This window comes from Nonomuraea sp. NPDC050540 (assembly GCF_044457485.1).
GTDB lineage: Bacteria > Actinomycetota > Actinomycetes > Streptosporangiales > Streptosporangiaceae > Nonomuraea.
In genome coordinates, this window is sequence record NZ_JBITHA010000024.1 from 63,466 (window position 1) to 75,632 (window position 12,167).

11 protein-coding genes are annotated in these 12,167 nt (G+C 70.1%); 3 read left to right on the top strand and 8 right to left on the bottom strand.

Annotated elements, in window-relative coordinates:
- The first annotated feature begins 14 nt into the window (after window positions 1-14).
- From ACIBI5_RS48420 to ACIBI5_RS48430, 3 genes are read left to right on the top strand one after another with little or no spacing between them, the layout of a single operon-like run.
- Entirely contained in the window at window positions 15-1,208 is a 1,194-nt protein-coding gene (locus tag ACIBI5_RS48420; protein ID WP_397257651.1) for an Ig-like domain-containing protein, read from the top strand.
- Window positions 1,209-1,262: 54 nt separating this feature from the next.
- Window positions 1,263-1,694: an NfeD family protein gene (locus ACIBI5_RS48425; protein WP_397257653.1), complete on the top strand. Its 432-nt coding sequence runs from the start codon at window positions 1,263-1,265 to the stop codon at window positions 1,692-1,694.
- Window positions 1,695-1,698: 4 nt separating this feature from the next.
- Entirely contained in the window at window positions 1,699-2,772 is a 1,074-nt protein-coding gene (locus ACIBI5_RS48430; RefSeq protein ID WP_397257655.1) for an SPFH domain-containing protein, read from the top strand.
- A 295-nt stretch (window positions 2,773-3,067) separates the two neighbouring features.
- Here ACIBI5_RS48430 and ACIBI5_RS48435 read toward each other — a convergent pair whose 3' ends face one another.
- The 8 genes from ACIBI5_RS48435 to ACIBI5_RS48470 all read right to left on the bottom strand — a co-directional run bounded on the left by ACIBI5_RS48435 (window position 3,068) and on the right by ACIBI5_RS48470 (window position 11,794).
- On the bottom strand, window positions 3,068-3,661 hold the full coding sequence (locus ACIBI5_RS48435; protein ID WP_397257657.1) for a hypothetical protein: 594 nt from the start codon (window positions 3,659-3,661) through the stop codon (window positions 3,068-3,070).
- On the bottom strand, window positions 3,658-4,245 hold the full coding sequence (locus ACIBI5_RS48440; protein ID WP_397257659.1) for an RNA polymerase sigma factor: 588 nt from the start codon (window positions 4,243-4,245) through the stop codon (window positions 3,658-3,660). Before ACIBI5_RS48440 ends, ACIBI5_RS48435 begins: the two co-directional genes overlap by 4 nt.
- 44 nt (window positions 4,246-4,289) lie before the next feature.
- Window positions 4,290-5,078: an endonuclease/exonuclease/phosphatase family protein gene (locus ACIBI5_RS48445; protein WP_397257661.1), complete on the bottom strand. Its 789-nt coding sequence runs from the start codon at window positions 5,076-5,078 to the stop codon at window positions 4,290-4,292.
- Window positions 5,075-6,973 (bottom strand): hypothetical protein, encoded by a 1,899-nt coding sequence (locus ACIBI5_RS48450; RefSeq protein ID WP_397257663.1) that lies wholly within the window; start codon window positions 6,971-6,973, stop codon window positions 5,075-5,077. Before ACIBI5_RS48450 ends, ACIBI5_RS48445 begins: the two co-directional genes overlap by 4 nt.
- Complete coding sequence (locus ACIBI5_RS48455; RefSeq protein ID WP_397257664.1) at window positions 6,970-8,139, bottom strand: Gfo/Idh/MocA family protein; 1,170 nt, start codon at window positions 8,137-8,139, stop codon at window positions 6,970-6,972. The genes ACIBI5_RS48450 and ACIBI5_RS48455 overlap by 4 nt, the downstream gene beginning before the upstream one ends.
- On the bottom strand, window positions 8,140-9,351 hold the full coding sequence (locus ACIBI5_RS48460; protein ID WP_397257666.1) for a glycoside hydrolase family 20 protein: 1,212 nt from the start codon (window positions 9,349-9,351) through the stop codon (window positions 8,140-8,142).
- Window positions 9,348-10,511, bottom strand: a complete 1,164-nt coding sequence (locus ACIBI5_RS48465) for a Gfo/Idh/MocA family protein (protein WP_397257668.1) — start codon at window positions 10,509-10,511, stop codon at window positions 9,348-9,350. The genes ACIBI5_RS48460 and ACIBI5_RS48465 overlap by 4 nt, the downstream gene beginning before the upstream one ends.
- A gap of 140 nt (window positions 10,512-10,651) precedes the next feature.
- Window positions 10,652-11,794, bottom strand: a complete 1,143-nt coding sequence (locus tag ACIBI5_RS48470; RefSeq protein WP_397257670.1) for an ROK family transcriptional regulator — start codon at window positions 11,792-11,794, stop codon at window positions 10,652-10,654.
- Between the last annotated feature and the right edge of the window lie 373 nt (window positions 11,795-12,167).

A 12,167-nucleotide genomic window follows, 5' to 3' on the forward strand; every position in this document is an offset into this window, starting at 1 on the left:
AATCCAGGAGTGAGATGCGGCGTGCCGCGGCGTACTGTCTCGTCGTCCTGCTCACGGCCGTGGGGTGCTCCTCGGTCACGGCCGAGACGCCCGCGGCCGCGCCTCCGGTGATCACCACCTTTCCGGCCTTCGACTCCGACCGCGCCCGGCCGGACCGCGGTCTCGTGGTCAAGGCAGGCGGCGGCACGTTGCGCCAGGTCCTCGCGTACGCCGCGGGCCGCCCGGTGCCCGGAGCCCTCGACCCGAGCGGCACCACCTGGCGTTCCAGGTGGGCTCTGGAGCCCGACACCGAGTACGCGGTGACCGCGACCGCCGCCACCGCCGGTGGTCCTTCGTCCATCGCCATGGGCCGCTTCCGCACCCGCGCCGCCGGCCGGGCCTTCAACGTCTCCTCCGTCTCGCCCCTGCCCGGCGAGGAGGTCGGGGTCGGCATGCCGATCATCGTCACCTTCGACGGCCCCGTCCGCGACAAGGCCGCCGTCGAGCGCGCGCTGGAGGTCGCCGCGGCCAAGCCGATCGAGGGCGCCTGGCGCTGGACCGGCGACACCCAGGTCGTCTATCGCACCAGCCGCTTCTGGCCGGCCCGGCAGAAGGTCACCTTCACCGCCCACCTGACCGGCGTACGCGCCTCCCCCGGCGTCTTCGGCACCGGCGACCACACACTCGCCTTCACCGTGGGCCGCAAGCAGACCAGCACCGTCGACACCCGCACCCACCAGATGGTGGTCAGGCGCGACGGCCAGGTCGTCCAGAACATGGCCATCAGCGCCGGCATGGCCACCACCCGCGAATACACGACCACCAGCGGAGTCCATCTCACGATGGACAAGGGAAACCCGGTGCGCATGGTGTCCCCGGGACGGAAGAAAGGCGATCCCGGCTTTTACGACCTGATGATCGACCACGCCGTGCGCATCTCGAATTCCGGCGAATACGTGCATGCGAAGAACAACGTCTGGGCCCAGGGCCGGGCCAATGTCAGCCACGGCTGCATCAATTCCCGCCCTGACCAGGCAGCCTGGTTCTTCGCCAACTCCCTGCGCGGCGACCCCGTCAGCATCACCGGCACCGACCGCCCACTCGAATGGAACAACGGCTGGGGCTTCTGGCAGCTTTCCTGGGAGAAATGGCAGCTGGGCAGCGCACTTCACGATCCGGCATCCGGCGGCGGATGGGTGCAACAAGCGCCCGCTCCAGGTTTAACGTAGGAGGGGGAACACCAAGCAGACCTAGGCCCGTTCACCTGTCAGGAGGGCCAACGCATGGAAGATTGGGTCATCTGGATAATCCTCGCCGTCGTGCTCGGTGTGGCGGAAATCTTCACCCTCACGGCCGCTCTGGGCATCCTTGGCGTCGCATCTCTCTTGACCGCCGCCACCGCGGCACTAGGCCTGCCCATTCCGCTTCAACTGCTCGTCTTCACCCTGTCGTCGGCGGCCGGGCTGTTCACGGTCCGGCCCATCGCCATGCGGCACATCCGCCAGCCCCAGCTCAAGCGCTTCGGCATCGAGGCGCTGGTCGGCAAGCCCGCGTACGTGATCTCCGAGGTCACCGGCCGCGACGGCAGAGTGCGCATCGGTGGCGAGGAATGGTCCGCACGCGCCTATGACGAAACGCTGGTCATCCCCACCGGGGCGACCGTCGACGTCATCGAGATCGAGGGCGCCACCGCCCTCGTCTATCCCCGGGAGTGATCATATGGAGCTGCTGATCGTCGGCTTGGTCATCGCCCTCTTCGCGGTGATCACGGTACTCAAAGCGGTACGCATCGTGCCGCAGGCGAGGGCCCGCAACGTCGAGCGGCTCGGCCGGTACCACCGCACACTCAAACCCGGACTCAACTTCGTCATCCCCTACGTCGACCGCGTCTACACGATGATCGACCTGCGCGAGCAGGTCGTCTCCTTCCGGCCCCAGCCGGTCATCACCGAGGACAACCTCGTCGTCGAGATCGACACCGTCCTCTACTTCCAGGTCACCGACCCACGCGCGGCCGCCTACGAGATCGCCAACTACATCCAGGCCGTCGAACAGCTCACCGTCACCACCCTCCGCAACGTCGTCGGCTCCATGGACCTGGAGAAGACCCTCACCTCCCGCGACACCATCAACAGCCAACTGCGCGGCGTCCTCGACGAGGCCACCGGCAAATGGGGCCTGCGCGTCAACCGGGTCGAGATCAAGGCGATCGACCCGCCCAAGACCATCAAGGACGCGATGGAGAAGCAGATGCGGGCCGAACGCGACAAGCGGGCCGCCATCCTCACCGCGGAAGGCCAGCGCCAATCCCAGATCCTCACCGCGGAAGGCGACAAGCAGGGCCGCATCCTGCGCGCCGAAGGCCAGCGCACCGCCGCCATCCTCGAAGCCGAAGGCCAGTCCCGCGCCATCGACCAGGTCTTCCAGGCCGTCCACCGCAACGACCCCGACCCCAAACTGCTCGCCTACCAGTACCTCCAGGTACTGCCGCAGCTCGCTCAGGGCGAAGGCAACACCTTCTGGGTCATCCCCAGCGAGGTGACCTCCGCGCTGCAGGGCGTGTCCAAGGCGTTCACCGAAGCCCTGCCCCGCTCGGCCGCCACCCGAGACGAGATCACGGACGCGTCGGCGGCCGATGAGGAAGTGGCCAAGGCCTCGGAGGCGGCAGCCGAAGCCGTGGCCTCCGCCCAGGAAGCCGAGAAGCCCGGGCTGCCCCGGCAGTTGGGCGCGGCCGTACCGGAGCCATCCCCCTTCCCCGACCTCGAAAAAGACCCCCAACCGCGCAACCCCTAAAGGCAAGGAGCTCCGCTACGCTCCGCGCGTTCTTCCAGTTGGGCCGGGGGCCCGACCCCTGAAGGACCTCGCTCCGCTCGGGCAGCCTTCCTGAGGTCCCACCCCTTGCCCATCTGGGTGGTCAGGCAGTTGGAGCCCACCCTCCACCCGGGAGGGTGACACGGAACTTGAACACCGTTCAATCCTGAACGTCGTTCACGTGAGTGGCATCACACCGCCCAGATGGCGGGCTCCCCAGGCCCAGATCCGGAAGCCGGTGAGGGTGCTGGGCCGGCGGGCCTGGGGAGTGGTCGCGTCAGTCGACTTCGAGGGGGGCGCCGTCGCTGTCGACCAGTTCGCAGCGGGCCACGGGGCCGTTGGAGATGCCGTCCCAGATGCCGGCCACCACGTGCCGTTCGTCCTTGCCCACGGCGAACATCAGCACGCCCGTCTGGCCAGGGCCGATCTTGGCGAGGTCGAGCTGGAAGCCGGGGTCGTCGCTCATGTCCACGGTGGACGGGAAGACGGTGAGCCTGGACTGCTCCCGCGGCACCCAGCTGTCACTGCGCTTCTTCGGGCTGCACTGCTTGCCCTGCGGCACGAAGTCGACCACCACGTTGTAGCCCATGCCCTTGAGGTTGGCCTCCAGGCCCTTGGGGTCCTTGGCCTCGTTGATGGTGACGGTGAGGGTGCCGTCGGGGTTCTTCTCCACGGCGTGGGCGGGGGTGCCGCCGCCCAGGACCAGCGGGAGGGCCACGGTCGCCGCGGCGGCCGCGCCCAGCACCGGGGCCAGGATCATCGGGCGGAACAACTTGCGGCGCGGCCGGGGCTGGATCTCTGCCATCACGAACTCCTTCAGGTCACGGTGACGGCCGCCGGGAAGGTCGCGCTCCTCCGGGAAGACGTTCATGGGGTGCTCTCCTTGACGGACCGGACCGCGGTACCGCGGTCACCTCTTACCTGTCGGCGGGCGGCGGCGAGTTCCCATTTCTTGCGGGCCCGCGACAAGCGGGAGCGGACCGTGCCCACGGGGACGCCGAGCGCCTCGGCCGCCTCCGCGTAGTCGAGGCCCGCGCCCACGCACAGGGCGAGGACGTCCTGCTCGTGTTCGCGCAGCCGTACGAAGGCTTCGCGCGCGTCGTCCAGGCGCTGGGCGTCGGCCACCCGCTCGATCAGCTCGTCGGCGAAGTCGGGGACGATCTCCGGTCTGGGCATTCTGGCCATCGCGTCCTGGTGTCTTCGGGCGGAACGCCGCAGGTTGCGGGCCACGTTGGTGGCCACGCCCAGGAGCCAGGGGCGCAGGGAACCGCCTTCCGGTTCGATCCGCTCCCGCAGCCGCCAGGCTTCCAGGAACGTCAGCGACACCACGTCCTCGGCGGCCGACCAGTCGCCGGTCAGCCGGTAGGCGTGGTTGTAGACGGCCTTGGCGAACTCGTCGAACAGGTCGCCGAAGGCCTGCTGGTCTCCGTCCCGGATCCGGGCACGCGTCGTCACATCCACACTCTTTACTGTCCGTGGATGTCCGGGGGTTCCAGGGTTCAGGGGTGGAAGTCGGTGACCAGGGCGGCGTGGTCGGAGTAGAACGGGCCCGGCGGGTGGTGGGGCAGGCGTTCGGTGATGATCCTGGAGCCGGCGGCCTTGAGGCCCTTGGCGAAGATGTAGTCGATGCGCTCGGGGATGCGTACGTGGGCGCGGTCGGGCTGGGTGCTCCAGGTGTGGCCGGGGTCCTGTGAGACGGCGCGGAAGGTGTCGGTGTATCCGGCGTCGACCAGGATCTGGGTGGTGCGCAGGTGGGGCCAGTCGGCGGCGGGCAGGACGTTGAGGTCACCGGCGAGCACCACCGGTGACGGGTCGCCGTCCAGCAGGCGGGGCAGTTCCTCGCCGACGATCCGGCCGAGCTCGGACAGCTGTACCCGCTCGGCCTCCCGGATCGCCTCGGGCCCGGCGCCGGAGGCGATCACGTCACCCAGCCAGGGCTCGGAGAAGTTGAGCCACGTGACGAAGACATTGACCTCGGCCCCGCCGGCCAACCCGGGACGACCGGACGAGCCGGGCCTGCTCACGCGGATGCCGCCGAAGCGGAAGTCGTCGAACGACGGCGGGAACACGTGCGTCACCGGCAGGCGGCTGAAGATCCAGAGGTTGTCGCGGTCCCTGGCGGTGATCCGGGTTCCGGTGTAGCCGGGCAGACCCCGCAGGATCGTCTCGGCGGCGCCGTACGTCTCGATGGAGCAGAAGACGTCCGGGGCGACGGCGGCGACCTGCTCCACGATGAGGGGCAGGTCGGCGCGGCCACCGTCCCAGATGTTCCACGACAGGACCCTCAACGCCACTCCAGCAGCACGTATCCCCGGTGCGGGACGTCGGCCTCGACGTGGACGCGGCCCTCGGCGCGCCGCACGGGCACGGACACGGGTTCCGCGAGCGGGGCCAGGAGCGTCGCGGTGACGTCCCGGTCGAGGTCGGCGACGGGGCGGGCGGGGTCGGCCGAGCCGTTGGCGATCGCCAGGCGCCAGCCCGTGCCGGTTCTGGCCAGGTGCGGCAGCAGGTGCGGGCCGCCGGTGACCAGGGGAAGCTCCGCGTTCAGGTAGCGGAGGGCGCGGTGGGCGAGGGCCTGTCCGTCGTCGCAGCGGCCGAGCGACTCGGGGGTGCAGGCGGCCAGGGTGACGACGCGGCCGCCCAGGCGGTTGGTGAAGGCGACGCGGCCGTCGCCCCAGTGTTCGCCGCGTGGGGTGAGGATCTCGGTCCAGGTCTCGGCTCCGGGCAGGGCCGCGAGCCGCGCGACGGCCGGCTGTACGTTCACGCTGAGCAACTGCCCGCTGTCCAGAACCCGCTCCATGCTGTACGGCTGCCGCGCCGGCGCGTCCCGCTCGGCCACCTCCTCCACGCGCACCCCGAGCAGTTCCCCGAACCCGCGCTCGGCCAGCACGAGCGCCGCGTGCCCGTCGAGCAGCAGCCCGCCGGACAACAACGTCTCCACCTCGCCATCGGGCACACCCCAGGCGACCTTGCCGAACACGGCGTTGACCGCGCCCACCCCGGCCTGGACGGGCACCCCGTAGGGCAGCAGGTACTCGGCCGCCCGCAGCGGGTCGGCCCGCAGCCCGTCGAGCCCGCCGTCGCCCCACACGTGGGCGGCGGTGTCGGGCCACCACGGCACCCCCACCCCATGAACCGAAATATCCGGACTGAACGCCCGGTCCACGGCCGGGCGCGACCGCGACAACATCCGGCCCACGCGCGGATAGCGCTGCGGGTCACCGGTCACGAACGGATGCACGTCCAGCAGCAATCCGCCCGCACCGGACAGCCGGGCCGTCACCATCTCCGACCACGTCTGGGTGTCGGACTTGGTCCACTCGGTGTGCGGCCAGTTCTCGATCTCCGGCGCCACCTCCACCCCGGCTGGACGCAGCCCCCGCTGCAGCTCCAGCATCGCGATCGAGTACGACAGCCGCCGCCCCGGCGCGTCTCCGTAGGGCGCGAAGTGCGGCCGGTGCACCTCGATCCGGTCGAAGAACGCCGCCCAGTCCCGGCCCTCGACCGAGGCCACGCCCAGCCCGGAGCTCATCAGCCCGAGCTTGGCCCGTCCGGCCACGGCCTGCCGTACCAGATCGAGGACCTCCAGCTGCGCCTCGCGCCAGGTGCGCTGCAGCAGCGCCCGCCAGGGGTGCGGCGGGCCGGTGGCGGTGATCGCGGCGACCAGCTCCTCGCGGGTCGGCTTGTCGCCCGCGAGGAGCGCGAACCGCTCCAGCATCTCGGGCTCGAAGCCGCCGCCCCAGGTGAGCGGGGCGTGGTTGTGGAAGCGGAAGTCGTCCTCCAACCAGAGCACGCGGAAGCCCAGCCGGGAGAAACGCCCGTAGTGCCCGGCCAGCCAGTCGCGCCAGACCGGGCAGGCGAACGAGGCGGTCGCCGTGGCCGCCTCGCCCAGCGGGGAGACCATGGGCGCGAAGCCGAGGTCCTGCGTGCGACCCCGGTCGGCGTGGCCGACGGTGACCCACGGGTTCAGGCTGGCGCCGATCCCGTGCGCGTCCAGCGTGTCCTTCACCTCGGCCACGTGCTCGAACCACAGGTCCTCGCCGACGCCGACCGGGTGGCCGGCGTGCAGTTCCTCGGAACCGTAGATGAGCACGACCTCCTCGATCCCGTGCCCGGCGCAGTACGCCGCCAGCCTGGCCGGATCCCGGCCGGGCAGCACCTGGTAGCGGAGGTGGTAGGTCATGACTGCCCGCGGTCGAAGTAGGCCACCAGCTCGGGGTCGAGCGCCGGGATGTCGTACGGCATGCCGCCGTCGCGCAGCGACATCGTGGCCATGTAGCCCGCTGCCACGCTCATGCGCGCGGCCACCGGCGAGGTGTCGGTCACGCCGCCCTCACGGACGAACCTGCAGAACTCGCCGATGATGCCCGGGTCGGCGCCGCCGTGCGAGCCCTTGGCTTCGGGGATCTTGTACGTGATGTCGGCGTCGGCCCGGTACTCGCTCGGGCCGGTGTTCCATACCTTGACCACGTCGCCGGGGCCGTCGCCGAAGTTCTCCAGGCGGCCCTCGGTGCCGATCACCGTGTAGTTGCGGAAGTAGTCGGGAGAGAAGTGGCACTGCTGGTAGGCGGCGATGACGCCGTTGTCCAGGCGCATGTTCATCACGGACACATCCTCCACGTCGACGACGTGGTTGAGATCGCGGCGCGTTGTAGGCGGCCAGTCGAACTCCTTCAGCCACCCCTCCGGCCTGGGCGTGTCCGGGGCGCGGCGGGGCAGGTCGCCGTAGACCATGAGGTCGCCGAAGGCGTTGACGCGGCTGGTGTAGCCGCCGGCCAGCCAGTGGATGACGTCCAGGTCGTGCGCGGCCTTCTGCAGGAGCAGGCCGGTGGTGTAGCGGCGGTCGGCGTGCCAGTCCTTGAAGTAGTAGTCGCCGCCGTAGGAGACGAAGTGCCGCACCCAGACGGCCTTCGGCTCGCCGATCACGCCCTTCTGGATGATCTCCCGCATCAGCCGGACCACGCCCATGTGGCGCATGTTGTGCCCGACATACAGCCGCGTACCGGTCCTGCGGGCCGTCTCCAGGATGTTGTCGCAGCCCTCGACCGTGATGTGCATCGGCTTCTCGAGATAGACGGCCTTGCCCGCCTCCAGGCAGTCGACCGCCAGCCGCTCGTGCGTGTCGTCCGGGGTCGCCAGGATGATCGCGTCGATGTCGTCGCGTTCCAGCAGGTCGCGGTAGTCCTCGGCGAGGAAGTCGGCCTCGAACCGCTTCGACTGGCGCTTGAGGACGGCCGGGTCGATGTCGCACAGCGCGCTCACCACCGACCCCTTGCCCGGCCGGTGCGCGGCCAGGTGCAGACTCGTCCGGAGGCCGAGACCAACGGCTCCGATGCGCAGGTCTTCCACTTAGATCCCTTCTCGCGGGTACGGCGAGCCGTTCCACATCTTGCTGGCGAGGATGGCGAACGTGGGCCGGATCAGCCGGTCCACGTCCTGCTCGGTGTAGTCGAGTTCGGTCATGTCGTTCCACACGGCCGACATGGCGCCGCGCAGCAGCGGATGCCGGGGCTCGACGGACTTGCCGCCCGGGAAGACGTGCGGCTGCCACTCACGGGCCAGGAACTCCGCGTCCAGCCCGTCCGGGTGGTAGTAGCCGGCCTTCGGGACGACGTAGAGCGTCTCGTCGTTGGTGTTGATGAACGGGTAGCCGTCCCTGATCGCCTCGACCGGGTCGTACCAGGAGTTGGCCCAGGTGTTGATCGTCACGTCCCGGTCATAGCCCTCGGCGTCGCCGGTCATCCGGGTGAAGCTGCCCCAGGCGCGGGCCTGCTTGCCGTGCGACCTGATGTGGGCGGCCATGGCGTTGAAGTAGTCGCGGAACAACCCGGGGTCGGCGAAGTACTCGTCGGCGCCGAAGTGCACCGCCGGACCGCGGAACCACGGGACGAACTCGTCGAACAGCTCCATCATGAAGGCGGTCGTCCGCGGCCTGGACAGGTCCAGGTGGTCGCCTTCGCCCAGGTCGGGGCGGAAGCGGGTGAAGGCCAGCGAGTGCGCGGGGCCGTCGATCTCCGGGATCAGCCGGACGCCGTTGGCCGCGGCGACGTCCTCGAAGGAATCCCAGTCGGCCCGCGTGTACACGCCGTCGGTCGCCGACAGGCCGGGGAAGCGCGCGCTGGCCAGGCGGAACGCGGCCTGGACGCCGTCCCAGCCGCCGCCTTCCTTCTTGAAGCCGTTGTCGTTGAGGTGGAGCTGCAGCTCGTTGAGCTTGAGCTCGCCCATGTGCCCGATCAGGTCGCGGATGTAGCCGGGGGTGAAGAAGCGGCGGCCGACGTCGAGCATGAAGCCGCGTACCTCGTAGTCGGGCCAGTCCACGGCCACGCCGACCGGCAGCTCGCCGTCCCTGGCCAGCGCCTGTTCGGCGGTGCGGGAGCCGTACAGGAGACCGGCCGGTGAGGGTGCCTCCACGACGGCGGCGTCGCGCGTGATCGTGAGGCGGTAGCCCTCCTCGGCGAAGCGCGGGCCGCCCTCGTCGTCGCTCAGGCCGGGGACGAGCTCCGCGCGGATCTCCGCGGGACGGCAGACGCCCTCGCCCGCCAGCCAGCGCCGGACGTTCACCGCTCCACCTGGCCGCGGTCGAAGTAGGCCACCAGCTCGGGGTCCAGGGCAGGGATGTCGTACGGCACGCCGCCGTCGCGCAGCGACATCGTGGCCATGTAGCCCGCCGCCACACTCATCCGCGCGGCCACCGGCGAGGTGTCGGTCACGCCGCCCTCCCGCACGAACCCACAGAACTCGCTAACGATCCGCTCGTCGGAACCACCGTGTGAGCCCTTCGTCTCGGGCACCTTGTACGTGATGTCACCTTCGGCGCGATACCCGGTGGGACCGTGGTTCCACACCTTGACGTGGCCGCCGTCGTTCTCCAGGCGGCCTTCGGCGCCGATGACCGTGTAGCTGCGGTTGTAGTCGGGTGTGAAGTGGCACTGCTGGTAGGCGGCGATGACGCCGTTGTCCAGGCGCATGTTCATGACCGAGAGGTCCTCGACGTCCACGACCGGGTTGAGGTCCTTGCGCGCGGCCGGCGGCCAGTCGAACTCCTTCAGCCACCCCTCCGGCCTCGGCCTGTCCGGGGCGCGGCGGGGCAGATCGCCGTAGACCACGAGGTCGCCGAACGCGTTGACCCTGGTCGTGTAGCCACCGGCCAGCCAGTGGATCACGTCCAGGTCGTGCGCGGCCTTCTGCAGCAGCAGGCCGGTCGTCCTGGCCCGCTCGGCGTGCCAGTCCTTGAAGAAGTAGTCGCCGCCGTAGGAGACGAAGTGCCGCACCCAGACGGTCTTGGGCGCGCCGATGTCGCCCCTCTGGATGATCTCCCGCATCAGCCGCACGACGCCCATATGGCGCATGTTGTGGCCCATGTAGAGCCGCGTACCGGTCCTGCGCGCGGTCTCCAGGATGTTGTCGCAGCCCTCGACCGTGATGTGCATCGGCTTCTCGAGATAGACGGCCTTGCCCGCCTCCAGGCAGTCGACCGCCAGCCGCTCGTGCGTGTCGTCCGGGGTCACGACGAGGACGGCGTCGATGTCGTCGCGTTCCAGCAGGTCGCGGTGGTCCTCGGTGAGGTACGGCGAGCCGAATCGCTCCTCGGCCTTCTTCAGCGCGGCAGGGTCGGAGTCGCAGAGGGCGGCGACCACCGAACCGCGGCCCGGCCGGTGCGCGGCCACCGCGAGGCTGAGCCGCAGCCCGAGGCCGATGACCCCGATGCGTAGATCTTCCACTTGCCGTCCCTTCAGGCTCCTTGACCAGTCCTGAAGGTTAGCGAGGATTTATGAAAGAATCTATAGAAAATCAGGCAGAAATTCCGGCGTAAGCGACACCAGGGCCGTGAACTACCCTGGAGATAAGCAACTCGACAGCGTTAAAGCCCTACGGAGAAGAGGGTTCTGTCGGCGTGGTTGAGCGCCAGCCGTACCGCGCCCACCACGATCGACTCGCGGCCCAGCTCGGAGGCGACCACCTTGGGCGGGTAGAGGCAGACCCGGTCGAGATAGGCCTGGATCGGGCCGACCAGCAGCTCACGGCCCCGCGCGAGCGCACCGCCGATCACCACCATCTCGGGGTCGAGCGGGTTGACGATCGTGACCAGCCCCTCGCCCAGCTTCAGCGCGAACTGCTCCACCGCCTCCACCGCCGCCGGATCCCCCGACCTGGCGCGCTCGAACGCGAACTCCGCCATGTCACTCGGCGCCCTCAGCTCGCCCGGCTCGGCGGCCATCGCGTAGGCGATCACGCTCCCGAACGCCGACCAGTTGCCGTTCGGCTGCTCGCCCAGCTCGCCCGACGCCGCGTGGGCGCCCCGGTACGGCACGCCGTCGATGAGCAGCCCGAGCGCCAGCCTGTTGCCGGTGAACAGGTAGACCACGTCCCGGCACTCCTGCGCCACGCCCCGCCAGTGCTCGGCCAGGACGGCCAGGCGCATGTCGTTCTCCACCAGCAGCGGCGCGGACAGGGCCTTGCGCAGCTCGGCCTGCAGTTCCAGACCGGTCCAGTCGCGCAGCCTGACGCTCTTGACCACGCGGCCCTCGCCGTCGACCACACCCGTGGTCCCGACCCCGACCGCCGCCAGGTCCCCGGCCGTCAGCCCGAGATCGGCCGCGCTCTCCTCCACCAGCTCGACCACGGCGGCCATGCGCTCGCCCGCGTCCACCTCGCGCGGCACCCCGATCGAGCGCGAACCGACCACGTTCCCCTTGAGGTCAGCGGTCATGGCCCGGATCGTGGAGCCGCCGATCCCGATCCCCACCACGTGCCTGGCCGCCGCCCGGAACCGATAGCGCCGCGCCGGGCGCCCGCGCTGCCGGTCGCCCAGCTCTTCCTCGCACTCCTCCGCCCAGCCCTCGGCCAGGAGTTCCTCCACGATCGCCTCGGCCGTCGGCCTGGACACCTTCGCCGCCTTGGCCAGCTCGGTGAGCGTGACATCGTCGCCGGCCCGCAGGATCCGCAGGATCGCCGCCGAGTTGAGCCTGCGCAGAAGGGAGGCGTCGCCGCTCTGCTGTACCACCTGACCTCCACCCTTCTGGTTGAACGAACAGTGTACTTAGCCAACCTTGTTACGTAATCACAGCCAGGCACCCCACCCCAACCGTTTGCCGTCAACCACCCCAACCCCGCCACCCGCCCGCCTGACAGGGGAGACGAACATGCGTCCTTCGCCCGCGCGGGAAGACCACGGTGGGTCCGCATGGCCCGCGCGGGAGGGCCGCAGGGCGTCCCGGCAGGGGCGTCGCCGGGCGGGGTGACATGTGGCCGGTAGCCCGAAGGCCCTCGGGTGGGGGCGAGTCTGCGGGCGGTCTCCCCCAGCGGTCCCCGGCTGGGGGTGGGCGACACGCCAGGGATCGCTGAGGGGGTGGGCCGTGGGATTGGGGGGTCTGGCA